The organism is Bacillus sp. RC251 (genome assembly GCF_044908765.1).
Lineage (GTDB): Bacteria > Bacillota > Bacilli > Bacillales > Bacillaceae_G > Bacillus_A > Bacillus_A wiedmannii.
On the sequence record NZ_JBIYDP010000001.1, the window covers coordinates 821,498 to 845,322 of the forward strand.

The following is a 23,825-nucleotide window of genomic DNA, read 5'->3' on the forward strand; positions in this document are numbered from 1 at the left end:
TGAAATGGAGCAACAGTATACAACACGTGAGAAATTGCATTGTGAAGAAGTAACAGGAGCTGGACACGTTATTCAATGCTTGAAGAATTTAGGTGTAACCACCGTTTTCGGTTATCCAGGCGGAGCGATTTTGCCAGTGTATGATGCGTTATACGGAAGTGGTTTGAAGTACGTTTTAACTCGTCATGAACAAGCTGCCATTCATGCGGCAGAAGGATATGCGAGAGCTTCTGGAAAGGTCGGGGTAGTCTTTGCTACCTCTGGCCCAGGGGCGACAAATTTAGTTACAGGCTTAGCGGATGCTTATATGGATTCGATTCCTTTAGTTGTCATTACAGGGCAAGTTGCAACACCTCTCATCGGAAAAGACGGATTTCAAGAAGCGGATGTTGTCGGGATTACAGTACCTGTAACGAAGCATAATTACCAAGTTCGTGATGTGAATCATTTATCACGCATTGTACAAGAAGCTTTTTACATCGCCGAAAGCGGGCGACCAGGACCAGTATTAATTGATATTCCAAAAGATGTTCAAAATGAAAATGTAACAAGTTTTTATAATGAAGTAATTGAGATTCCAGGATACAAAATAGAGCCTATGCCAGACAGTATAAAGCTTAGAGAGGTGGCTAAAGAAATTTCAAAAGCTACACGCCCACTTCTTTATATTGGAGGAGGTGTCATTCATTCGGGTGGATCTGATGAACTCATCAAATTTGCGAGGGAGAATCGTATTCCTGTCGTTTCCACCTTAATGGGACTTGGTGCATATCCGCCAGGAGATTCATTATTTTTAGGAATGCTCGGCATGCATGGAACGTACGCTGCAAATATGGCAGTAACAGAATGTGATTTACTACTTGCTTTAGGTGTTCGCTTCGATGATCGTGTAACAGGAAAATTAGAACTCTTTTCTCCGCATTCAAAAAAGGTACATATTGATATAGATCCTTCGGAGTTTCATAAAAATGTAACTGTGGAATATCCGATTGTTGGAGATGTGAAAAAAGCGTTACACATTCTGTTACGTATGCCGATTGATACACGGACAGATGAATGGCTTACGAAAATCGAGGGATGGAAAGAAGAATACCCACTATCCTACAACCAAAAAGAAAAGGAGTTAAAACCACAGCATGTGATTAGTCTAGTAAGTGAAGTAACGAATGGTGAAGCGATTGTGACGACAGAAGTAGGGCAGCATCAAATGTGGGCTGCGCATTTTTATAAAGCGAAAAATCCACGGACTTTTCTCACATCTGGCGGACTAGGAACGATGGGGTTTGGTTTCCCGGCGGCAATTGGTGCTCAGCTTGCGAAAGAAGAAGAACTCGTCATTTGTATTGCAGGCGATGCTTCTTTTCAAATGAACATTCAAGAACTACAAACAATTGCTGAAAATAATATTCCTGTAAAAGTATTTATTATAAATAACAAATTTTTAGGGATGGTAAGGCAATGGCAAGAAATGTTTTATGAAAATCGTTTATCAGAATCAAAAATCGGCTCGCCAGATTTTGTGAAAGTGGCAGAAGCTTATGGAGTGAAGGGATTAAGAGCGACGAATTCAACCGAGGCGAAACAAGTGATGTTAGAAGCAATTGCTCATGAAGGTCCTGTCGTAGTTGATTTTTGTGTAGAAGAAGGTGAAAACGTATTTCCGATGGTTCCGCCAAACAAGGGGAATAACGAAATGATTATGAAGAGGTGGGAAGAATGAGTCATACTTTTTCACTCGTTATTCATAACGAGCCAAGCGTCTTATTACGTATAAGTGGAATTTTTGCTCGGCATGGTTATTATATTTCTTCTTTACATTTAAACGAAAGAGATACTAGTGGCGTTTCTGAAATGAAACTCACAGCAGTTTGTACTGAAAATGAAGCGACATTACTTGTTGGTCAGTTGAAAAAATTAATTGATGTACTGCAAGTAAATAAATTATAAGGAGTGTATGGAATATGAAAACGTATTATGAGAAAGATGCAAATTTAGAGTTATTACAAGGGAAAACAGTTGCGGTAATTGGTTATGGATCTCAAGGTCATGCGCAGGCACAAAATTTACGTGATTCTGGTGTGGAAGTTGTAGTCGGTGTTCGACCTGGTAAGTCTTTTGAAGTAGCAAAAGCAGATGGGTTTGAAGTAATGTCTGTTTCAGAAGCGGTTCGAACCGCGCAAGTCGTACAAATGTTATTGCCAGATGAACAGCAAGCACATGTGTATAAAACAGAAGTAGAAGAGAATCTCCGTGAAGGGCAAATGTTACTTTTCTCACATGGATTTAATATTCACTTCGGACAAATTAACCCGCCAAGTTACGTAGATGTAGCAATGGTAGCACCAAAAAGTCCAGGTCATCTCGTTCGCCGTGTATTCCAAGAAGGGAATGGTGTTCCGGCGTTAGTCGCAGTACATCAAGATGCAACAGGCACCGCATTAAGTGTAGCACTTGCGTATGCAAAAGGTGTAGGTTGTACACGTGCAGGTGTAATTGAAACGACATTCCAAGAAGAAACAGAGACGGATTTATTCGGAGAGCAAGCGGTACTTTGCGGCGGGGTAACTGCACTTGTGAAAGCTGGTTTTGAAACGTTAACAGAAGGTGGATATCGTCCTGAAATTGCATACTTTGAATGTTTACATGAATTAAAGTTAATTGTTGATTTAATGTATGAAGGTGGTTTGACGAACATGCGCCATTCTATTTCAGATACGGCTGAGTTCGGAGATTATGTAACAGGATCGAGAATCGTTACAGATGAAACGAAGAAAGAGATGAAACGAGTACTTACAGAAATTCAGCAAGGTGAATTCGCGAAGAAATGGATTTTAGAAAACCAAGCTGGGCGTCCAACATATAATGCGATGAAAAAAGCAGAGCAAAATCATCAGTTAGAAAAAGTAGGGGCAGAACTTCGTGAAATGATGAGCTGGATTCATGCGCCGAAAGAATTAGTAAAGAAATAGAGTAAGTGATTGTAAGTGCAAAATACGTAAGAGGGGATTTGACAAGATGAGAAGTGACATGATTAAAAAAGGTTTTGATAAAGCGCCGCACCGTAGTTTATTAAAAGCAACTGGTTTGAAAGATGAAGATTTTGATAAACCGTTTATAGCTATCTGTAATTCTTTTATTGAAATTATTCCAGGTCATAAGCACTTAAATGAGTTTGGAAAACTTGTTAAAGAAGCAGTGCGTGCAGCAGGTATGGTTCCATTTGAATTTAATACAATTGGAGTAGATGACGGTATTGCGATGGGGCATATTGGCATGCGTTATTCGCTTCCGAGTCGTGAAATTATTGCAGATTCAGTAGAAACGGTTGTAAATGCACATTGGTTTGATGGCATGATTTGTATTCCAAACTGTGACAAAATTACACCCGGTATGATGATGGCTGCACTTCGTATTAACATTCCAACTGTTTTTGTTTCAGGTGGTCCGATGGCGGCTGGAAAAACTTCAAAAGGAGACGTTGTCGATTTAAGTTCTGTTTTCGAAGGAGTAGGAGCTTATCAATCTGGGAAAATTTCAGAAGAAGAATTAAAGGATATTGAAGATCATGGCTGTCCATCTTGTGGTTCTTGTTCTGGTATGTTTACAGCGAATTCTATGAACTGTTTATGTGAAGTATTAGGTTTAGCTCTTCCTGGTAACGGTAGTATTTTAGCTATTGATCCAAGACGTGAAGAATTAATTAAACAAGCAGCAGAGAAATTAAAGATTTTAATTGAAAAAGATATTAAGCCAAGAGACATTGTAACGGAAGAAGCAATTGATGATGCGTTCGCGCTTGATATGGCGATGGGCGGTTCAACAAATACAGTGTTGCACACATTGGCGCTCGCGCAAGAGGCTGGATTAGATTACGATATGAACCGTATTGATGCCGTTTCAAGGCGTGTACCACATTTATGTAAAGTAAGCCCTGCTTCCAATTGGCATATGGAAGATATTGATCGAGCAGGCGGGATTAGTGCAATTTTGAAAGAGATGAGTCGAAAAGAAGGGGTACTTCATTTAGACCGTATTACTGCTACTGGGCAAACATTAAGAGAAAATATTGCTCATGCAGAGATTAAAGATAAGGAAGTTATTCATTCTCTCGAAAATCCTCATAGTGAAGAAGGGGGATTACGTATATTAAAAGGAAATCTTGCGAAAGATGGAGCAGTTATTAAAAGCGGGGCAACCGAAGTAAAACGATTTGAAGGACCTTGCGTTATTTTTAATTCACAAGATGAGGCGCTTGCGGGCATTATGCTTGGGAAAGTGAAGAAAGGCGATGTAGTTGTTATTCGCTATGAAGGACCAAGAGGCGGCCCTGGTATGCCGGAGATGTTAGCACCAACTTCAGCGATTGCCGGTATGGGATTAGGTGCAGATGTTGCGCTATTAACGGATGGTCGTTTTTCTGGAGCTTCACGTGGTATTTCGGTAGGGCATATTTCGCCAGAAGCAGCTGCGGGCGGAACGATTGCACTTCTCAAGCAAGGGGATATCGTTTGTATTGATGTTGAGGAAAGATTGCTAGAAGTAAGAGTTAGTGATGAAGAATTAGATAAGCGTAAAAAAGAATGGAAACGACCAGAACCGAAAGTGAAAACTGGTTGGCTTGGACGTTATGCACAGATGGTAACATCGGCGAATACAGGTGCAGTTCTAAAAATCCCGAATTTTGATTGAGCCAATTTAAAAGAGATAAGGATGATATGAAATGGTGCAGAAGGTAAAGGAGAGAGTGAAAATTGAAGATATCTTAATGGCACATAATTGCATGAAAGATATCGTTATTAAAACACCGTTACAACGTGATACAGTTCTATCTGAGAAATATGATTGTGACGTTTATGTAAAACGAGAAGACTTACAATTGATTCGCTCTTTCAAAATTCGTGGTGCGTACAATTTAATTCAAAGTTTATCAAAAGAACAATTACAAAACGGTGTTGTTTGTGCAAGTGCTGGTAATCATGCGCAAGGAGTTGCTTATACGTGTAATTTATTGAAGATTCCGTCGAAAATCTTCATGCCAACAACGACACCTAAACAAAAAGTATCGCAAGTACAATTTTTCGGTAGTGATTTTGCAGAAATTGTATTAGTTGGTGATACATTTGATAGCTCTTTCCAAGAAGCACAGCGCTATTGTGAAGAAAATAGAATGACGTTTGTTCATCCGTTTGATGATCCGCATGTAGTTGCTGGTCAAGGAACAGTGGCAGTTGAAATTATGCATGATATGGAGAAACCAGTGGATTATATCTTTACAGCAATTGGAGGCGGTGGGTTAGCATCAGGTGTTGGTACATATGTAAAAGGTGTTAGTCCTGCTACAAAGGTCATTGGCGTAGAGCCAATGGGAGCTGCATCTATGAAAGAGGCTTTTCTTCAAAACGAAAATGTCGCGTTAGAGAAAATAGATAGTTTTGTTGATGGGGCAGCTGTCAAAAAGGTAGGAAAGTTAACATTTGAAACTTGTAAAGATGTAATTGATGATATTGTTTTAGTACCAGAAGGAAAGGTTTGTACGACGATTTTAGAACTGTATAAGAAAAATGCAATTGTAGCTGAACCGGCTGGTGCACTATCTATTGCAGCGCTTGATTTATATAGAGATGAAATAAAAGGTAAAACAGTTGTATGTACGCTAAGTGGTGGAAATAATGATATTGATAGAATGCAAGAAATGAAAGAACGTTCGCTCATTTACGAAGGGTTAAAGCATTATTTTATCATTGAATTCCCGCAGCGTTCAGGTGCGCTAAGAGAGTTTCTTGATAAGGGATTAGGGCCAGAAGATGATATTACTCGTTTTGAATACATTAAGAAACATAATAAAGAAAATGGCCCAGCACTAGTCGGAGTAGAGTTGAAACATAAAGAAGATTATGAGCAATTAATTACTCGTTTTAAAGAAAATAATATTCAATTTATGGAGCTTAATAAAAATCCTATTTTGTTTGATTTGCTTATTTAATAGAAGGAAAGAGTTAGCATCCAAATAAAAAAGATAGATGCAACCAGCGGAAATGCTGCTTGTATCTATCTTTTTATAATTACACTATATACTTTCCATATTCAAGTAGGATAAAGCTAGTTAACCAAAAGAGTATCGCAATGCGAATGATTACATACATAGTAAATTCAAAGGTAGTAAGTTTTCGTTCACGTTTTATTTTTTTTAGAAGTTTAACAGAAAAAAATGAACATAAAAGTAGAACGGCTATAGATATTTTATAAATATTCTCTAACAAACTTACATTTTCTAATAAGTCTTTCAGCATGTTCATCACCTATTCTATAAAGTATGTTACAGAGAAATAAATCTTGCGCTGTCTAGTTTCGTTTGTTTTTTATGTTCCCTGTATCATCAATTTCTACATCAGTTGAAATCGTTTGTAAATATTGTAGAGCTTTTTTCTTTTCTTCCTCATTTACAGGGGAAACTTGGTTGTTGCGAATGATGTAAGGATTGAATGACATTTGGACATCCTTTCCTTTAAAAGTTAAAGTTAATACGCCAGTTTCGGCGCTTTTCCCGCTTACATAACTTGGGAATAAAAAGTTACCTAATGAATAAGCGATAGGAACGTTATTATAATACTCAAATCCTTGTAACCAATGCGGGTGACTCCCGACAATCGCGTCAGCTCCTGCTTCAACCATTTTAGGTACATATTGTTTTTGGTATTCTACCGGACGATTTGACTTTTCAACGCCCCAATGCATATATATGATTAAATAGTCTGCATCTTTCTTTTGCTCTTTAATTGTTTTTGTTACAAGATTTAAATCATATCCGTTCGCAACGCCAGGTTTATTGTCACCAGCTACCCAATTCGTATCAGGCATAAATCGAACGAAGGAAAGAAATTTGAACTTCTTCCCTTTTACAGTCATTTCTCGTGCAGTATATGCATCCTTTGCATTCTTTCCGGCTCCAATGTAAGGGAACTTTAATTTTTCAACGTGAGAAATCGTGTCTAATAATCCATCTTGCCCATAATCAAGTGTATGGTTATTCCCAATATTTACGATGTCATATCCCGTGTTTTTAATAGCTTTTAGTGTAGATGGATCACTTTTAATCCAAAACAGTTGTCCAGGAGCTTTCTTTTCTCTCGTTGTAAATGCTGACTCTAAATTAACGAAAGAAATATCAGCTTTTGTTATTTCTTCTTTTACATGTTGGAATGGATAATCAGCCCCGTTTTTTTCGATTACAGGACGTAATTGCCAATCGAACATTGTATCACCAGAGAAGGTGAGTGTGATTGCCTTGTCTTCTATTTTCTTTTCACTTGTTGAAGCTGTTTTACTAGATTTGTTTTGCAAATCGGGTTTGTCTTTCGCTTTTGAAATAAAAGAGTAGTTAACTAATAAAACAATTGGTGTAATGCAAAAGGCTATTAACAGAAATCGTTTTAGTAAAGTTTTCATAAATACCTTCCCTTTTGAGTTTATACCGCAATTTGTGGGCAATAAAACTCGCGCTAGTTAAAGTTTCACTTTAAGTATAACTACAAATGCAGTTTATGTAGTGAAAACATTTGTCAATATTCTCAATATTAAGTTAACATATAGATAACCTGTAAATCAATGTATAAACCAAAATATAGAAATAAAGAATTCGAAGGGTGAAGAACGAGAGATGGTTATATTAGGAGCAGTTGTAAATGGGATTTGTATTATATTTGGTACTTTACTAGGAAAATTATTTAGTAGAATTCCAGAAAGTATGAAGGGAACAATTATGCATGCAATCGGTTTAGCAGTTACTGTGCTTGGACTTCAAATGGCATTGAAAAGTGAAAATTTTCTTGTTGTCATTTTAAGTTTAGTTATTGGTACTGTCATCGGGGAATGGCTACAACTAGAGGAAAAGTTAAAGCTGTTAGGAGATTGGCTAGAAAATAAAGTTGGATCGAAAGGGAAAGGGAGCATATCAGAAGGGTTTGTAACAGCTACTTTAATTTTTGCAATTGGTGCGATGGGCATACTTGGTGCACTCGACAGTGGGATTCGCGGAAATCATGATATTTTATTTACAAAGGCGATTATCGATGGGTTTATTTCTATTATATTAACGACAACTTTAGGAATTGGCGTAGTATTTTCGGCGATTCCAGTTATTTTATATGAAGGAGGGATTGCGGTTTTTGCAACACAAATTAATAGTTTGGTCCCGAAAGAATTAATGAATCAATTTATAGTGGAAATGACAGCTACAGGTGGTATTATGATAGCCGCTATTGGATTGAACTTACTTGGTATTATTAAAATTAAAGTGGCAAATTTACTGCCAGGTATATTGGTAGTTGGAATAATTGTTTCACTTATTTACGGTTACGGTTTAATAGTAAAGTAGTAGGGGGATGGATATATATATGGAGGAATTTCAATATACAAAACGTGTTCATAACATATTGAAGATTGCAGCAGAAGAGGCGGAAAATAATATTATTCAATCAACTCATCTGTTTATCGGAATGAGTAAAGAAGGCACTGGAGTTTGTAGCGAGTTGTATATGTATTTGTTTCGTAACTTGGGTACGGATTTTTTAGAAAAATTTTCAATACGAAAGCATTACGATTCACCGTATCAAGAGTATAAGAAAATAGGACAATATAAGGTATCTTATAAGGTGCTAGAAATTTTACAAATAGCGAAGAAACGTATGGAACGTTTCCAGCAAGTAATAATAAATGAAGGGCATGTTATATATGCGCTATTTCGCACGGATACGTTGATTGGAAATGCACAAATACAAAAAGATATATTACGTATTATAGCTGAGCCAAGAGATTTAGCGGTCGATCTAAAATATTTTGTTCCTACTTATAATCATTTAATTTGTACTGTTAGAAAGGCTAGCCCTTCTGATTTTGAAAAATTAGCAAGTTTTGTTAATGAGGAATTTGGTGAACGTTGGTTACATTCAATAGAGTATGGATTTCGTACATATAAAGAAAATTTACCTATTTATATAGCAGAACAAGAAGAAGTGATAGTAGGTTTCGCTTGTTATGATGTAGTGAGAGGAAAGAAGGGATTGTTTGGTCCAATGGGCACAGCGAAACAAAATCGCGTGAAAGGTGTAGGTAAGGAATTGTTACATCGTTGTTTACATAGTATGAAGCAAGAAGGATATGAATACGCAATTATTGGACAAGCAGGTCCGATTGAGTTTTATGAGCGAAATTGTGATGCGCGTTTAATACCGTTAGAGAATAAGTAACCAACTCCATATATGGGAGTTGGTTTTTTTATGAAAATAATGTAGAGATGTAGTGGTTTTCACTAGAAAATAGCGGGTTTTGTAGTAAATCTTACAATTAAAGCAAATTACTAAACTTTTTACAAGAAAGGGTGTAGAATGGGTATCTAAAGAAAGAAGGTGTGAAAATGGCCAGCTGGAAACGAAATTTAATGATTTGTTGGCTAGGTTGTTTTACCACTGCAGCCGGTATGAGTTTAGTAATTCCTTTTTTATCTTTTTATATTGAGGAATTAGGAGTAACTGGCACTTCTAGTATTGCACAGTGGTCGGGACTTGCATTTGGTATAACATTTTTAATGGGTGCGATCGTATCACCAATATGGGGAAAGCTTGGTGATATACATGGACGGAAATTGATGCTGATTCGTGCGAGCCTTGGTATGGCGATTATTATGACGCTTATGGGGTTTGTAACGGATGTGTATCAACTAGTCGCACTAAGGTTTTTGATGGGAGCAGTATCTGGTTTCCTTTCAACGGCGATGACATTTATTGCAGCAGAAACTCCGAAAGAGCATTCAGGTTGGGCAATTTCCACAATTTCAACTGGGGGCGTGAGCGGTTCTTTACTTGGCCCGTTACTTGGAGGATACTTGTCTGAGTTAATTGGAATGCGCCATGTTTTTCTTGTTACAGGAGCTTTTTTATTCCTTTCTTTTCTCATCGTTTTTTTCTTCCTACATGAAGAGAATCACTTCGCTCAAGCAAAAAAAGTACAACCGAAAAAAGTATGGACAATGGTTCCAGCAAAGCATTTAATTATTAGTTTGTTTGTAACAACATTTATTATTCAACTTGCGAACATGTCAATTCAACCTATTATTACATTGTATGTAAAGAATTTAGAAGGCCCAGGAACAGCTCATATTGAAATGATTGCAGGCGCAGTCATGTCTGCGACAGGTTTAGCTATTATTATGGCAGCTCCTAAGTTAGGGAGATTATCAGATCGTATTGGACCTCAAAAAACGTTAGTTGTGGCATTATTTGCGGCAGGAATTATTTTTATTCCGCAAGCATTTGTAACCTCAGCTTGGCAACTATTAATTCTTCGCTTTTTATTAGGTATCGCACAAGCAGGGCTATTACCTTCCGTACAAACTCTACTAAAACAACATACACCAACCCATGTAACGGGAAGAATATTTGGGTATAATCAATCGTTTCAGTTTTTAGGAAATATGATTGGACCAGTACTTGGTGGACAAATTGCAGCTCATGCAGGCTTCCAATATGTTTTCTTCTCTACTTCATCACTATTATTTATTGCGTGCATTTGGGTTTATTTTCACAATAAGAACGAAGAGGTATCAGAGAAACGACATTTGGAAGTTAGTTAACTAAGTGAATGAAAAAGAAAAGGATGAAGCAATGATTGCTTCATCCTTTTCTTTAAAATTGGAGACAAAGATAGCTTAATGTACCAAGCTCGTAACTGCGGTGAATGACTTCACCGTTATTTTCACCGCTTCCCATAGCGATAAATAAAGGAACAAAATGCTCTGCTCTTGGTACTGCTAATTGTGCATGAGGGGCATTGTTCTCCCAATTAAATAATGCATCTTTATCAGTAGTCTGCATATGTTTAATAATCCAATCATCAAATTCAATTGCCCATTGTTCGGGTGTAGTTTGATTCCATTTTAAAGCTCGTAAGTTATGAACGGTAACACCGCTCCCGATTACTAAAATATCTTCTTGTCCAAGTCCTTTTAGTGCTTCGCCAATCTTAAATTGCTCTTTTGCAGCAAGGAATGGATTGACTGATATTTGGACAACAGGAATATTTGCTTCTGGATACATGCGATGCAGAAGAGTCCATGAGCCATGATCTAAACCTCTCGTCATATTATGATGGACTGGAATACCTTTGTTTTTAAATTTTGTTTCTAACATAGATGCAATGTTAGAAGAGCCTTTCGCACGATATTTGATTTCGTATAACTCAGGAGGAAAACCTCCAAAATCATAAATTGTTTCATATTCGTTATCTGATGAAGAAATCGTTAATACTTCGCTTTCCCAGTGAGCGGTGAAAATAACAATTGCTTTCGGTTTGTATGTTTCGCCAAGTGTTTTTAAAAACCTTGTATAGTCTGTATCTTGAATAGCAAGCATCGGTGATCCGTGTGCTAAAAATAATGATGGCATCATAATAGAAACCTCCCAAAAATATAATAATTACTTTATGTAAGTAACTATATAATTTTATTTTCTGTTCGTCAATATATTAGTTTAAGAGCTAATTGGAAAAGTGGGTCATTTGTCATAATGAAGGCAATTGCATATAATACATAATAAGAATAATGAATGGATATTCATTTTTTGATATACATAATAGAGTTGGGGGCTGACGAAATGAACGTACAGGAAAGTTTCGTTACGGCATTGGATGGATCGGAAATTTATTTACGTAAGTGGCTACCAGAAAGAGATCCGCGAGGGATTATTCAAATTGCACATGGTATGACAGAACATGCAGGTGTTTATACAGACTTTATTGCTGCCTTATTAGAAGCGGGGTATGGTGTTTATGCGCATGATCATAAAGGTCATGGGAAAACAGTGAAAAGAGAAGAAGATTATGGTCATTTTGAACCAAATGTAGGTTGGAGTGAGGCTGTTTCTAATGTTATCTTTGTATCAGAAACGATAAGAAAAGAGCAGACATGCCCGTTGTTTTTACTTGGACATAGTATGGGTTCTTTTTTATCAAGACGTGCTGTACAACTTAAAGGTGGATTATATGATGGATTCCTTATTTCAGGAACTGGTGGGAACCCGGGATTGTTAGGAGTCATTGGTCATAAAGTAGCGACAATCGAGATGAAACTACGCGGGGCAAAAACGAAAAGTCCGATGCTAAACTTTTTATCTTTCGGAAATTTCAACTCACACTTTAAGCCAAATCGTACGAAATTTGATTGGTTATCTTCAGATAATAATCAAGTTGATAAATATATTGCGGATCCTTTATGTGGATTTATTTGTACAACAAGCTTTTATCGTGAATTATTTTCTGGGGTATTAGAAGTAAATAAACTAGAAGAGTTTAAGAAAACACCGGAAAATCTTCCAATACATATTTTTTCAGGAGATCGTGATCCTGTTGGGGATATGGGGAAAGGTGTAAAAGAAGTATATGAAAATTATAAAAAATGTGGCGTGAAAGATGTAACGCTGCGCTTATATGAAAATGGAAGACATGAAATGTTCCACGAAGTAAATAGAGATGAAGTATTTCAAGATTTGATTTCTTGGTTAGATGGGCATATTGTATGAGAAGAAACCTCACTTTTTTCAAGTGAGGTTTCTTTGAGGAAATGGAGGAATAGTTATGAGTGAATTTGTAAATAAAGAGTATATAGAAATAGATTTTCAAGATGTTTTGATTAAAGAAGAGGAATTGAAAAATTGTACGTTCATAAAATGCTGTTTTAGAGGGGTGGATGCAACGGAAGTTTCTACTGAAAATGGTAATTTCATAGAATGTGATTTTACCGGTGCTCTATTTAACGCTTCTATCCATCAAGGAACTACATTTGCAAATTGTAAGTTTGTTGGTGTGAATTTATTCGTATCGAAGTTTGAAGAATGTAAAATGACTGGCTCTGATTTTGAAGAAGCGAATTTAGACGGAATAACTATAATATCGGGCGATTGGTCATATACGAATTTAAGGTTCGCGAACTTAAGTAAACAAATGTTAAAGGGTATACGTTTAATTGAAGCTGACCTATATGAATGTAATTTAGAAAAAGCAGATTTACGTGAAGCCGATTTAACAGGTGTACAACTAGGTAAGGCGAAACTTAGCGGTGCAAATTTAAAAGGGGCGATAGTTGATAGAATTGATTTTACAAGTTTTGATTTGAAAAATGTGAAATTAGATATAGCGCAGGCAGTTGCAGTAGCAAGATGTTATGGGGCTAAGGTGAACTAAATTGTTTGTAAAACCGTTCAAATTGTTGAACGGTTTTACAAATCATAATAGTAGTATAATAGTGAATGAGGTGTTAATAATATGGAAGATAAAACATTAGGTATACTACTAGATGTTGTTGGGGAATTATTTTCAGATGAAATATCAATCGCCGTTTCGAATACGAAAGAATATATTTACTATCGGCCAAGTAAACGAATTGATTTAAAGATTAGCGCCGGGAATCCTATTAAGGAAGGAACGATTGCACATAAAGCAATGGTAACGAAGCAAAAAACCTCTGAGTTTATTAACCGAGATGTTTTCGGTATTCCTTATCATGGAATGGCCGTACCATTTTCAAATAATGGAAAGATTGAAGGTTGCGTGACGGCAATTTATCCCGCTTTAACGGATGGTAAGTCAGTCGTTACTTTAAAAACAACAGACGGATGGGTTCCAGTTCCTTTTGCAAAGGTCATGTATTTAGAGGCTAAAGATAAAAAGACATATGTGAATTCAGAAGAGTTAACAGGAACACATAAATACTCTCTACAAGAATTCGAATACTTGCTTCCGAAAGATTCGTTTATTAGATGCCACCGTTCCTTTATTGTAAATGTTAATCATATTAAAGCAATTTATCCTGATACCCATTCTACTTTTTTACTTTCTATGGATAACGGAGAGAGGGTACCAGTAAGTCAATCATACGCCAGTTATTTTCGTAAGCTTCTAGGATTCTAAAATTTTCTGCTTTAGAACCTAGATTCGCTGTTTTGTCTGAATTTTCGGCATTGTGTAAGAAAACCCCTATTTTGATGGTGTTAATGTGTAAAATAATTATGAATATTCATTGGGAGAGGGATTACATATGGAGAATAATTTAGATAGAATTAGGGATCAACGATTAAAAGATCGAGTAGTTACACCTGAAGAAGCAGCTTCATGGATTGAAAGTGGAATGACTTTAGGATTAAGTGGATTTACACGTGCTGGTGATGTAAAAGCAGTCCCATTTGCACTTGTAAACCGAGTTAAGAATGATAAATCTTTTAAAGTAAATGTTTATACAGGGGCTTCCTTAGGTTCGGATGTAGATAAATTATTTGCTGAGGCAGGAATTTTAGGGAAAAGATTGCCTTTCCAAGCAGATGCAACTATGCGAAAAGGAATTAATAACGGGGACTTTTTATTTGTGGATCAGCACTTATCTCATACAGCAGAGTTACTTCGTGCTGACGTTATGGATATAGATTTCGCTATCTTGGAAGCGGTTGCGATTACTGAAGATGGAATGATTATTCCAACCACTTCAATTGGAAATTCCTTAGCATTCTCCTTAAATGCTAAGTCCATTATTATTGAAATGAATATGGCTCAATCTACGCAATTAGAGGGGCTGCATGATTTATATGAACCAGGTAAACAAAGGGAAAGACTCCCTATTCCGCTCGTAAAAACGGATGATCGAATTGGAACAATCGGTATCCCAATTGATGCTGAAAAAGTGAAGGGAATTGTGTTTACGAATCAACTGGATTCGCCATCGACAATTGTTCCTCCAGATGAAGAAACTGTTATTATGGCACAGCATTTAATAGAGTTCCTTCGAGAAGAGGTTAAAGTAGGCCGATTAACAAATCGTTTAGCACCGTTACAATCGGGAATTGGTTCAGTTGCTAATGCAGTATTGCACGGCATGCTAGATTCGGAGTTTGAAGATTTAGAAGTGTATTCTGAAGTTTTACAAGATGCGGTCTTTGATCTAATGGACGCTGGGAAAGTTAATTTTGCTTCCTGCTGTTCGATCACGCTTTCTGAAGAGAAAATGCAACAAGTATTTTCTAACTTTGAAAACTATCGTGACAAATTAATGATGCGCCCGCAAGAGATTTCTAATCATCCTGAAATCATTCGCCGCCTCGGGTTAATCTCAATTAATACTGCTTTAGAATTAGATATATATGGAAATGTTAACTCTACTCACGTTTTAGGTACGAAAATGATGAATGGTATTGGTGGTTCTGGTGATTTTGCGAGAAATGCACGCCTAGCTATTTTTGTTACTAAATCGATTGCAAAAGGTGGCAACATATCAAGCATCGTTCCTTTCGTTTCTCATGTAGACCATACGGAACATGATGTAGATGTTATCGTCACTGAACAGGGGTATGCTGACTTAAGAGGGCTTGCGCCAAGAGAAAGAGTGGAACTAATTATTGAGAATTGCGTACATCCAATGTATCGTGAACAGCTACGAGCTTATTACGAGGAAGCAAAAACAAGAGGTGGACAAACCCCTCATGTTTTAGAAAAAGCTTTTTCTTGGCATACGAATTATGCTGAAAATGGAACAATGCTTGAAGATGTAGTAGAAACTGTATAGAAGTGTAAAAATAATTCTTAATATAATATGCTATAAAGATTGAAAGAAAAAGAACGTCAATTTTCAGGAATGGCGTTTTTTTTCTTTTAAAAAATTGTTACCTATTCTGAAGAATTATAAAAGTAATCTCTTATTTACGGAAATAAGAGGTTTTTTAAATTACTTTTCGAATCATTTTAATAGTTTATATATTAAAGGTGAGGAGAAAGAATCATGAAGATAAGAAAAGCGTTATTAAGTGAAGAAAATGAATTAAGTGAACTTGCACTACATTCAAAAGCAACGTGGAACTATAGCGAAGCATTCATACTTGCTTGTAAGGAAGATTTAACAATTACCGAAGAGTACATAAAAAATAATTTTGTATATGTTTTAGAAAACGATAATACGAAGATTGGATTTTTCTCATTTTTACGTAATGAAAATGCTCTTGATTTTCTATATATTCAACCTCGTTACAAAGGAAAGGGGTATGGGAAAATAATGTGGAAGTTTGTAATAGAGCAAGCAAATGAACTAGGAATAAAAAGCTTTAAAATTGATAGTGATCCGAATGCAAAAGGGTTTTACTTGAAGATGGGAGCAAAGTTAATAGGAGAGACACCATCAACGGTTTTTGAGGATCGTTTACTGCCTCTTTTGAAATATGATGTGTAAAACAATTAATAGTAGGAGAAGCTGAGAAATGAAAGAATTGAAATTATCTTTTGACTCTTAATCTTTAATAAGTTACTATAATGGTGGTAACTTATTAAAGGGAACTTCATAGAGTTGAAAGGGGAAATACTTTTGAAAACAACTTATGTAAACGCTACAATTGTAACGATGAATGAACAAAACGAAGTGATAGAAAATGGATATATCATTGTAGAAAATGATCAAATTATAGATGTAAAGAGCGGAGAATTCGCTAATGATTTTGAAGTAGATGAAGTAATTGATATGAAAGGAAAGTGGGTTTTACCAGGGCTTGTAAATACACATACACACGTTGTAATGAGTCTCTTAAGAGGTATTGGCGATGATATGTTATTACAACCATGGCTGGAGACGAGAATTTGGCCACTTGAAAGTCAGTTTACGCCAGAGCTTGCGGTTGCTAGTACGGAATTAGGATTACTTGAAATGGTGAAAAGTGGTACAACATCATTCTCTGATATGTTTAATCCAATTGGAATAGATCAAGATGCAATTATGGAAACGGTATCAAAGAGTGGGATGCGAGCTGCTGTTTCAAGAACTTTATTTAGCTTCGGAACGAAGGACGATGAGAAGAAAGCGATTGAAGAAGCTGAAAAATATGTGAAGCGTTACTATAAAGAAAGTGGTATGTTAACTACGATGGTTGCGCCGCATAGTCCATATACATGTTCTACAGAACTGTTAGAAGAGTGTGCTCGTATTGCAGTAGAAAATCAAACGATGGTTCATATTCATCTTTCGGAAACAGAGCGTGAAGTACGTGATATTGAAACACAGTACGGAAAACGTCCAGTAGAATATGCAGCAAGTTGCGGTTTATTTAAACGCCCAACAGTTATTGCACACGGTGTAGTATTAAATGAAAATGAGCGTGCATTTTTAGCAGAACATGATGTTCGAGTAGCTCATAACCCGAATAGTAATTTAAAACTAGGTTCTGGTATAGCGAATGTAAAAGCGATGCTAGAAGCAGGAATGAAAGTAGGAATTGCAACAGATAGTGTAGCATCTAATAACAATTTAGATATGCTTGAAGAAATGCGTATAGCGACTTTACTACAAAAAGGTATTCATCAAGATGCAACAGCGTTACCGGTTGAAACAGCTCTTACACTTGCGACTAAAGGAGCTGCTGAAGTAATCGGGATGAAACAAACAGGATCACTTGAGGTTGGAAAGTGTGCCGATTTTATTACGATTGACCCGTCTAATAAGCCGCATTTACAACCAGCAGATGAAGTGTTATCACACCTTGTATATGCCGCTAGTGGAAAAGATATAAGCGATGTAATTATTAACGGAAAACGTGTCGTTTGGAATGGTGAATGTAAAACGTTAGATGAAGAGCGTATTATATTTGAAGCAAGTCGTTATAAACGAGGTTTACAAAGATAGGTAATTATATGTAGTTGAAAAAGCTATCCTTTTTTAAAAGGATAGCTTTTTTCTTGAACGAATAAATATTCAAAAGAATGTCGCATCTTTCTGTTCATATTTCTGCTATAATATATAACGCTTTATAATATTTTATACTTAAGGAGAACAATTCATGAAGCAAAAAAAGAGCCATTTAATGGTAATGGCACTTGTTACAACTTTATTATTAACAGCTTGTAATAATGAAGCGAATAAAAGTGATGCAGAAGCTAAAAAACAAGTGTTAAATGTAACAGTATCAGAAGAAATTCCTTCTCTTGATACTGCGAAAACGATGGATGGTACATCAGCGCACGTTATGCAAAACATATTTGAAGGTTTGTATGTATTAGATGATCAAGATCAGCCTATTCCAGCAGTAGCAAAATCGTTTAAAAGAAGTGAAGATGGTAAAAAATATACATTTGATTTGCGTAAAGATGCAAAATGGTCAAATGGGGACAGTGTGACAGCAAATGATTTTATGTTTGCATGGAAACGTGCAATTAACCGTGAAACAGCGTCTCAATATGCGTACATGCTTTTTCATGTGAAAAATGCGAAAGAAATTAATAAAGGAACAATGCCTCTTGATAACCTTGGAGTTAAAGCAATAAATGATTATACGTTAGAAGTGGAACTCGAACAGCCAATTCCGTATTTTTTACAGTTGTTAGCACTACCGATTTACTTACCACAGCATGAATCATTTTTGAAAGAACAAGGAAAGAATTATGCATTGGAACCTAGTAATCTCATATATAACGGGCCATTTGTATTAGAGAAGTGGAAGCATGAACAAGAGTTTCAATTAAAGAAGAATGCTACATATTGGGATGAAAAGAAAGTGAAATTAGACGAAATAAACTTTCAAATTGTAAAAGATACAATGACGGTTGTTAATTTATACGAAGCTGGTGATTTGGATCGAGTGCCTATTAATTCTCAATTTGTAGACAAGTATAAGGGAAGCAAGGACTTACATATGTCGAGCGATTCAGGAATTGCTATGCTACGTTTTAATGAAAAAAATAGTGCGTTAGCAAATAAAAAGGTGCGTCAATCTATTTCATTCGCGTTAAATAAAGAAGCTTTCGTTGCTCACTTTATTAATAACGGGGCAAAACCTGCAAGCGAACTTGTACCGGCTGGTCATATAAATGAAGAGACTGGCAAAGATTTTAGAAAAGAAAACGGAGATCTTTCTTCATATGATTTGCAAAATGCGAAAAAGATTTGGGAAGAATCAAAAAAAGAGCTTGGAGTAGAACAAGTAAACCTAGAGTTTTTAACGTTTGAACAAGATAATGCAAAACGTATGGCAGAATATATAAAAGGTGACTTAGAAAAGAATTTGCAAGGATTAACGATACAAATTAAACAACAGCCATTTAAGCAAAAATTACAGTTAGAACAAACAGGAGATTACGATATATCTATGGCAAATTGGGGACCGGATTATAAAGACCCAATTAGTTATTTAGAACTCTTTACGACGGATAATCAGAATAACAAAATGAATTATTCTAACCTTCACTACGATGAATTAATAAAGAAAGCGAAAAGCGATTTTGTACTAGATCAAAAGAAAAGATGGGAAGCATTGCAAGAGGCCGAGCGTATTCTGCTAGAGGATGCTGCAGTTGCACCGCTTTATCAAATGGGATCAGCTTACGTACAAAAGGATTATGTAAAAGGAATTGAGAAGCATCAATTTGGTGGTGTTTATACGTATAAGAATGCTTATATTGCTAATGAATAAATACAAAAAACCTTACTTTTTAAAAAGTAAGGTTTTTTTAAAGAGTACATGGAATAAGGGAATACAGTACAAATCAGCATAAAAACAATCTCTTGTTGTAACTATGTTTGTTTTTAATTATATAAAAAATATTAGATTATATATTTTGTCATTGATATACTTAAAAGGTAATTGAGGTATTAAGATGAATCGATAGCGATGTTTGTGTATAATTATTTGAGTATTATAAAAATAAGGGAGCTTAAGTATTTGATTTGAACGGGCTTTTTCTATATGAATTAATTGGTATGTATAATACTTGGGGATATTAATTTGGGAATCTAGGGGGATCCTTTGAAGCTAGAAAAAGCAGAGTCAAATTCCATGTACCATTAGGTCCTGGTGTAGGTTTATGGGGATTTGGTTTAGAAGTTAATGTTAAGGAATAAAGGGGATAATTAGTATGAATAAGAAAGTAAAAAGATTTAAATATTTTATGGTTGTATTAGCCTGTATTGCAATTTTGGGTACAATTTTACCTAATGCATTAGATCCAAATGAAACATTGGCAGGTAACATCTCAGTTGCAGTTTTTGGTACAATGGGTACTTGTTTATTATTTTCTATTACTTATTTTATTATAAAAACAGCTATTTTAAGAGGTGGGAAATAAGATGGTACAAAATTTAGAGTTAGAAATTTAATTCATATACATAAAAAAGGAGAATTTCTATGAAATTACTACGTTTATTTATGATTCTCACTCTTGTTGTATTGTTAAGCGCATGCAATACAGCAACACAAGTCACAAAGGTTCAAAAAAATGGCGAAACGACTTTAAAAATTGGTTCGTTGCAAGGGTATTACGATGTGCAAACGATTAAAGCTGAAAAAGGAAATGTGGAAATTCCTTATGAAGCAGCCGTTGAAGAAGGTACGATTTTATTGCAAGTTACAAAAGGTGATAAGGTTATTTATGAAGAAGAAGTCACTTCTCAACAAGAAGGTCTGCTTTCTTTTGAAGCGCCAAAATCCGGATCATATGATTTAATTGTACGAGTGAAGGGTGAAAAAGAGAAAGCAAAAGAAATTCAAATACATACTAAGCTATGAAAAAATGGCAAGTGGAGTGCACCCGCTTGCCGTTTCTATTTTCGGTTGATTCTATCACAACAAATGTTTATTAATGTAAGAAATGCTTCGCTGAGTCCTGCTGTTTATTCCGTCGAAATTCCTGATGAAGTTAAAATAAGAGATGAACAAAAGAATGTGTTACAAACTTGGGATGTTAGAAACGAAATTGATAACTCTCTTTTACATGATAAAAAGACTCGGTTTGATGCATTTGTATTTGAAAGAGATATAGATGGTAAAGGGGGCATAAGGTGATAATCTTTTTAGAGAAGATGTCCCAGACCATACTACTGAAATTGATTATATATGGGGGTAAATAAGTTGAAAAATATTGAGGTTCTAAATAAATACATTGAAGGGTTTTCGAATACTCTCCCTACGTGGTTAAAGTATCTAATCGAGGCAGAGGAGATACATCAAAACTATGAGAATGTACAAGTACTTGGTGAATTAAAAACAGATGCGGTGTTGTACTATGTACACCGTACGCTGCAAGTGTTAGATGGATTGTCTTTAGATGAAGAAGCGTATCGCATTATTGAAAAAGTACTAACGTATAGTGAGCTTGCAAAGGTAGGCTCTTTAAAACAGCGAGAGAAATGGAAGAAGAACGGAATCAATCTATTGGTACATAACGAGGGTTCTGCTGATATCTTTAGTGATATTCAGTTTATCGAACATATAGAGACAAACTTAAACTCTACTGAGTATTTGTTTGTTCGAGATTTAATAAGAACACATGGATTAATCGGGCAGTATATCCGCGGAGAGGCTCGTTTGGACTCTCATGTTGATTTAATTAACACATATAAAGAAGAATACGGAGACGTTAGGTTAAAGGAGATTCTATACTATCTTAACCAATGCATTATTGAGGGCGTATCAAAAGCTTTGTGGAGTGAAGTGAAGAACGATGTGAAGATTACAATTGATGGCCTGTTTGATGGTTATGTGGAGCCATTTACTTCTCGCATACATAGACTCACACCAAAACATAAGGAGTCAGCATTTGAAAAAGATATAATTATGGGGAGCGAGAAGAGTGACGTTCAAATATTCTTATCCGATAAGGATTTGTGGTATGTAGAACCGTCTATGCATGCTCTTAGCTTCGAGGATATTTGGACAGTTTTTGTTATGTTAAAGAATGAGATAGGCACTAGAAAGGTTCAGCATATCCATTTCGAGAAATTGATGCAGCAGTTGCACTATGATTTCAAAGGCGAGAAAAAGGACAACGTGTATCGTAAGCGGGTTATTGAGAAGTATCTACGGGAGTACCGTGAGAACGAGAAGCCGAATACAACGCATGTTTCTTTTGAGGTTAAAGTAGATGAAGATATGAAAACTGCATATGTGTCGTTTCAGTTTTCTGCTGTAGGTGAGGCGTTAATTACCTTCTGTGTAGAGGCAGAAAAGATAGATATGATGCATGCTCGGGCAAATGTACTGCTCTTTGATTTCTTCGGGTTACGTAAGGATGCATATGATAGATTCCATAACGAAGAAGTGTATTTGGAGCATATGAATAGTTCGGCTGATGATAAACGAATTATTCTTGATTATATAAAGGGAGATACGATTGTAGATGTCGGATCCGGTGGTGGTGTTATGCTAGACATGATTGAAGAAGAGACCGGGGATAAACGAATATACGGTATCGATATTTCCGAAAACGTGATTGATACGTTGAAAAAGAAGAAACAGGACGAAGGTCGTTCTTGGGACGTCATTAAAGGGGATGCAATCAACTTAAGTAGCTCGTTTGATAAAGAATCGGTTGATACGATTGTATATTCTTCTATCCTTCATGAGCTGTTCTCTTATATCGAGTATGAAGGTAAGAAATTCAATCATGAAGTAATTAAAAAGGGGCTCGAGAGTGCTTACGAGGTGTTAAAACCAGGAGGTCGTATTATCATTCGTGATGGCATCATGACCGAAGATAAAAGGTTAATGCGTGTGATTCGTTTTAAAGATGCGGACGGAATGAAGTTCTTAGAGCAGTATGTCCGTGAATTTAAGGGGCGTATAATCCAGTATGAGGTACTGGCAGACAATACAGTCAAAATGCTTGTTAACGATGCGATGGAGTTCCTATATACATATACATGGGGCGAGGATTCCTTCGTTCACGAGGTGCAAGAGCAGTTTGGAATCTTTACGCCAAAAGACTATAAGGATTTCGTAAAGGGTATCTTTGGAGATAAAGTAAACATCGTTCAAGCTATGAATTATTTACAGGATGGATATACACAACATCTTAGCGAGAAAATCGATTTTAAAGATGAGTCTGGGAATGCGGTTGTGCTACCGGATAGTACGTTCTTTATGGTTTTAGAAAAGAAGTAATGATATTGAAAACTTTTAAAAAGTTTAGTTTGTGAGTTTCGATATGTTTGTGGAGGATCTCGTTCTAAAGCATATGCAATGACGGGAGAGTACATGGACAGCTATACATTCCAAAAGCATTGCGAAAACAGAAAAAGAACGTAAAAAAGGGACATGAGTAAGAGTATGCTCATGCCTTTTTTTAGATTATATAATTTATTGTACTTCGCATCAGTCGTATGATGATCTAAGAAATGAAAAACGCTCGGTTTCCTATTTTTCGTTAAAAATCCACTATCTTGATTCATTATGCTGAAACGAGTTTTTACGTATAATTTCTATTAAACTCATTTTAATAAAGAATAAAAATTCGTATCATATGGGATATCATCTTGATACATATAATTTTTTAGAACGCCTTCTTTTTCAAATCCTAATTTTAATAGTACTTTATTGGAAGCTTCATTTTCAAGAAATACAATTGCTCCGATCCGTTTTAAATGAAGTGTGTGGAAACCATATGATATAACTTCAGAAACAGCCTCCGTCGCATATCCTTTTCCCCAGTGTTCAGGGAGAAAGGCATAACTTATATTGGCTCGTTTATGCTCAGAAGACCAATCGTGAAAACCAATGGTACCAATGAGTTCTTTATTGTCTTTTAATTCGATTCCCCACTTTATACCGCTTCTTGCATTGTAACTCAGCTTAAAGTTATGAATGACTTGTTTCACATGATCAACATTTTGTAATGGTTTTTGGCCATAATAGCGCAGTACATCAGTATTAGAAAAGCATTGTAGTATACGTGGTGCATCTTTTTCGGTAAGTTCTCTTAAAATGAGTCGGTCGGTTTTCAATATAGGAAACATGCTTTCACTCCATTTCTTATGAAACTAGAAT

22 protein-coding genes and 1 pseudogene are annotated in these 23,825 nt (G+C 36.0%); 19 read left to right on the top strand and 4 right to left on the bottom strand.

The features are described from left to right. Positions 1-4 precede the first annotated feature (4 nt). The 5 genes from ilvB to ilvA are packed head-to-tail and all read left to right on the top strand — an operon-like array spanning position 5 to position 5,983. Positions 5-1,720 (top strand): acetolactate synthase large subunit, encoded by a 1,716-nt coding sequence (gene ilvB / locus ABH961_RS04325; RefSeq protein ID WP_404518938.1) that lies wholly within the window; start codon positions 5-7, stop codon positions 1,718-1,720. Continuing rightward, positions 1,717-1,947 carry an ACT domain-containing protein gene (locus ABH961_RS04330; RefSeq protein ID WP_048543283.1) on the top strand — a complete coding sequence of 77 codons (231 nt, stop codon included), beginning with the start codon at positions 1,717-1,719 and terminating at the stop codon, positions 1,945-1,947. The genes ilvB and ABH961_RS04330 overlap by 4 nt, the downstream gene beginning before the upstream one ends. Before the next feature lie 14 nt (positions 1,948-1,961). Beyond that, positions 1,962-2,969, top strand: a complete 1,008-nt coding sequence (gene ilvC / locus ABH961_RS04335; RefSeq protein ID WP_098080416.1) for a ketol-acid reductoisomerase — start codon at positions 1,962-1,964, stop codon at positions 2,967-2,969. A gap of 46 nt (positions 2,970-3,015) precedes the next feature. Next, positions 3,016-4,689 (top strand): dihydroxy-acid dehydratase, encoded by a 1,674-nt coding sequence (ilvD, locus tag ABH961_RS04340; RefSeq protein WP_098080414.1) that lies wholly within the window; start codon positions 3,016-3,018, stop codon positions 4,687-4,689. Between the two features lie 31 nt (positions 4,690-4,720). Next, complete coding sequence (gene ilvA, locus ABH961_RS04345) at positions 4,721-5,983, top strand: threonine ammonia-lyase IlvA (RefSeq protein ID WP_046959078.1); 1,263 nt, start codon at positions 4,721-4,723, stop codon at positions 5,981-5,983. 79 nt (positions 5,984-6,062) lie between these two features. On the opposite strand, the gene ABH961_RS04350 is transcribed toward ilvA, so the two are convergent. Continuing rightward, the gene (locus ABH961_RS04350) at positions 6,063-6,290 is read right to left on the bottom strand and encodes a hypothetical protein (protein ID WP_046959079.1); all 228 of its coding nucleotides are present in this window, start codon (positions 6,288-6,290) and stop codon (positions 6,063-6,065) included. 52 nt (positions 6,291-6,342) lie between these two features. Then, entirely contained in the window at positions 6,343-7,446 is a 1,104-nt protein-coding gene (locus ABH961_RS04355; RefSeq protein ID WP_098080412.1) for a CapA family protein, read from the bottom strand. Positions 7,447-7,657: 211 nt separating this feature from the next. Between ABH961_RS04355 and ABH961_RS04360 the strand changes: the two genes are divergently transcribed. The 3 genes from ABH961_RS04360 to ABH961_RS04370 all read left to right on the top strand — a co-directional run bounded on the left by ABH961_RS04360 (position 7,658) and on the right by ABH961_RS04370 (position 10,627). Beyond that, a complete protein-coding gene (locus tag ABH961_RS04360; protein ID WP_046955070.1) occupies positions 7,658-8,374 on the top strand; it encodes a DUF554 domain-containing protein in 717 nt (238 codons plus the stop codon). Positions 8,375-8,393: 19 nt separating this feature from the next. Then, a complete protein-coding gene (locus ABH961_RS04365) occupies positions 8,394-9,245 on the top strand; it encodes a GNAT family N-acetyltransferase (protein ID WP_048543277.1) in 852 nt (283 codons plus the stop codon). 167 nt (positions 9,246-9,412) lie between these two features. Beyond that, positions 9,413-10,627 carry a multidrug efflux MFS transporter gene (locus ABH961_RS04370; RefSeq protein WP_048543276.1) on the top strand — a complete coding sequence of 405 codons (1,215 nt, stop codon included), beginning with the start codon at positions 9,413-9,415 and terminating at the stop codon, positions 10,625-10,627. A 52-nt stretch (positions 10,628-10,679) separates the two neighbouring features. Here ABH961_RS04370 and ABH961_RS04375 read toward each other — a convergent pair whose 3' ends face one another. Further along, positions 10,680-11,441 carry a DODA-type extradiol aromatic ring-opening family dioxygenase gene (locus tag ABH961_RS04375; RefSeq protein ID WP_048543275.1) on the bottom strand — a complete coding sequence of 254 codons (762 nt, stop codon included), beginning with the start codon at positions 11,439-11,441 and terminating at the stop codon, positions 10,680-10,682. Between the two features lie 204 nt (positions 11,442-11,645). Here ABH961_RS04375 and ABH961_RS04380 point away from each other — a divergent pair, with 204 nt between their 5' ends. The 11 genes and pseudogenes from ABH961_RS04380 to ABH961_RS04435 all read left to right on the top strand — a co-directional run. Next, positions 11,646-12,569 carry an alpha/beta hydrolase gene (locus ABH961_RS04380; protein ID WP_098080410.1) on the top strand — a complete coding sequence of 308 codons (924 nt, stop codon included), beginning with the start codon at positions 11,646-11,648 and terminating at the stop codon, positions 12,567-12,569. Positions 12,570-12,624: 55 nt separating this feature from the next. Then, on the top strand, positions 12,625-13,230 hold the full coding sequence (locus ABH961_RS04385) for a pentapeptide repeat-containing protein (RefSeq protein ID WP_404518943.1): 606 nt from the start codon (positions 12,625-12,627) through the stop codon (positions 13,228-13,230). A gap of 81 nt (positions 13,231-13,311) precedes the next feature. Continuing rightward, positions 13,312-13,956 carry a LytTR family DNA-binding domain-containing protein gene (locus ABH961_RS04390; protein ID WP_098080408.1) on the top strand — a complete coding sequence of 215 codons (645 nt, stop codon included), beginning with the start codon at positions 13,312-13,314 and terminating at the stop codon, positions 13,954-13,956. 127 nt (positions 13,957-14,083) lie between these two features. Next, on the top strand, positions 14,084-15,598 hold the full coding sequence (gene scpC, locus ABH961_RS04395; protein ID WP_098080406.1) for a succinyl-CoA:acetate CoA-transferase ScpC: 1,515 nt from the start codon (positions 14,084-14,086) through the stop codon (positions 15,596-15,598). A 213-nt stretch (positions 15,599-15,811) separates the two neighbouring features. Further along, the gene (locus ABH961_RS04400) at positions 15,812-16,255 is read left to right on the top strand and encodes a GNAT family N-acetyltransferase (RefSeq protein WP_098080404.1); all 444 of its coding nucleotides are present in this window, start codon (positions 15,812-15,814) and stop codon (positions 16,253-16,255) included. Positions 16,256-16,369: 114 nt separating this feature from the next. Beyond that, entirely contained in the window at positions 16,370-17,695 is a 1,326-nt protein-coding gene (locus tag ABH961_RS04405) for a bifunctional S-methyl-5'-thioadenosine deaminase/S-adenosylhomocysteine deaminase (protein ID WP_141520087.1), read from the top strand. Between the two features lie 154 nt (positions 17,696-17,849). After that, positions 17,850-19,478 carry a peptide ABC transporter substrate-binding protein gene (locus ABH961_RS04410; RefSeq protein ID WP_098080400.1) on the top strand — a complete coding sequence of 543 codons (1,629 nt, stop codon included), beginning with the start codon at positions 17,850-17,852 and terminating at the stop codon, positions 19,476-19,478. A 442-nt stretch (positions 19,479-19,920) separates the two neighbouring features. Next, positions 19,921-20,130, top strand: a complete 210-nt coding sequence (locus ABH961_RS04420; RefSeq protein WP_088107098.1) for a hypothetical protein — start codon at positions 19,921-19,923, stop codon at positions 20,128-20,130. A 59-nt stretch (positions 20,131-20,189) separates the two neighbouring features. Beyond that, the gene (locus ABH961_RS04425; protein WP_000771817.1) at positions 20,190-20,570 is read left to right on the top strand and encodes a BA_1872 family lipoprotein; all 381 of its coding nucleotides are present in this window, start codon (positions 20,190-20,192) and stop codon (positions 20,568-20,570) included. A gap of 327 nt (positions 20,571-20,897) precedes the next feature. Then, positions 20,898-22,943, top strand: coding sequence for a class I SAM-dependent methyltransferase (locus ABH961_RS04430; RefSeq protein WP_098080398.1), 2,046 nt, complete (start codon positions 20,898-20,900; stop codon positions 22,941-22,943). Positions 22,944-22,970: 27 nt separating this feature from the next. After that, positions 22,971-23,104: pseudogene (locus ABH961_RS04435) on the top strand (radical SAM/SPASM domain-containing protein); the annotation flags it as partial. Between the two features lie 165 nt (positions 23,105-23,269). Here ABH961_RS04435 and ABH961_RS04440 read toward each other — a convergent pair. After that, a complete protein-coding gene (locus tag ABH961_RS04440; RefSeq protein ID WP_404518946.1) occupies positions 23,270-23,794 on the bottom strand; it encodes a GNAT family N-acetyltransferase in 525 nt (174 codons plus the stop codon). Between the last annotated feature and the right edge of the window lie 31 nt (positions 23,795-23,825).

Excerpts from the sequence above, each read along its gene's own strand:
- ilvB (WP_404518938.1), top strand. The coding sequence starts at position 5 with ATGGAGCAACAGTATACAACACGTGAGAAATTGCATTGTGAAGAAGTA.
- ABH961_RS04330 (WP_048543283.1), top strand. The coding sequence starts at position 1,717 with ATGAGTCATACTTTTTCACTCGTTATTCATAACGAGCCAAGCGTCTTA.
- ilvC (WP_098080416.1), top strand. The coding sequence starts at position 1,962 with ATGAAAACGTATTATGAGAAAGATGCAAATTTAGAGTTATTACAAGGG.
- ilvD (WP_098080414.1), top strand. The coding sequence starts at position 3,016 with ATGAGAAGTGACATGATTAAAAAAGGTTTTGATAAAGCGCCGCACCGT.
- ilvA (WP_046959078.1), top strand. The coding sequence starts at position 4,721 with ATGGTGCAGAAGGTAAAGGAGAGAGTGAAAATTGAAGATATCTTAATG.
- ABH961_RS04350 (WP_046959079.1), bottom strand. The coding sequence starts at position 6,290 with ATGCTGAAAGACTTATTAGAAAATGTAAGTTTGTTAGAGAATATTTAT.
- ABH961_RS04355 (WP_098080412.1), bottom strand. The coding sequence starts at position 7,446 with ATGAAAACTTTACTAAAACGATTTCTGTTAATAGCCTTTTGCATTACA.
- ABH961_RS04360 (WP_046955070.1), top strand. The coding sequence starts at position 7,658 with ATGGTTATATTAGGAGCAGTTGTAAATGGGATTTGTATTATATTTGGT.
- ABH961_RS04365 (WP_048543277.1), top strand. The coding sequence starts at position 8,394 with ATGGAGGAATTTCAATATACAAAACGTGTTCATAACATATTGAAGATT.
- ABH961_RS04370 (WP_048543276.1), top strand. The coding sequence starts at position 9,413 with ATGGCCAGCTGGAAACGAAATTTAATGATTTGTTGGCTAGGTTGTTTT.
- ABH961_RS04375 (WP_048543275.1), bottom strand. The coding sequence starts at position 11,441 with ATGATGCCATCATTATTTTTAGCACACGGATCACCGATGCTTGCTATT.
- ABH961_RS04380 (WP_098080410.1), top strand. The coding sequence starts at position 11,646 with ATGAACGTACAGGAAAGTTTCGTTACGGCATTGGATGGATCGGAAATT.
- ABH961_RS04385 (WP_404518943.1), top strand. The coding sequence starts at position 12,625 with ATGAGTGAATTTGTAAATAAAGAGTATATAGAAATAGATTTTCAAGAT.
- ABH961_RS04390 (WP_098080408.1), top strand. The coding sequence starts at position 13,312 with ATGGAAGATAAAACATTAGGTATACTACTAGATGTTGTTGGGGAATTA.
- scpC (WP_098080406.1), top strand. The coding sequence starts at position 14,084 with ATGGAGAATAATTTAGATAGAATTAGGGATCAACGATTAAAAGATCGA.
- ABH961_RS04400 (WP_098080404.1), top strand. The coding sequence starts at position 15,812 with ATGAAGATAAGAAAAGCGTTATTAAGTGAAGAAAATGAATTAAGTGAA.
- ABH961_RS04410 (WP_098080400.1), top strand. The coding sequence starts at position 17,850 with ATGAAGCAAAAAAAGAGCCATTTAATGGTAATGGCACTTGTTACAACT.
- ABH961_RS04420 (WP_088107098.1), top strand. The coding sequence starts at position 19,921 with ATGAATAAGAAAGTAAAAAGATTTAAATATTTTATGGTTGTATTAGCC.
- ABH961_RS04425 (WP_000771817.1), top strand. The coding sequence starts at position 20,190 with ATGAAATTACTACGTTTATTTATGATTCTCACTCTTGTTGTATTGTTA.
- ABH961_RS04430 (WP_098080398.1), top strand. The coding sequence starts at position 20,898 with ATGGGGGTAAATAAGTTGAAAAATATTGAGGTTCTAAATAAATACATT.
- ABH961_RS04440 (WP_404518946.1), bottom strand. The coding sequence starts at position 23,794 with ATGTTTCCTATATTGAAAACCGACCGACTCATTTTAAGAGAACTTACC.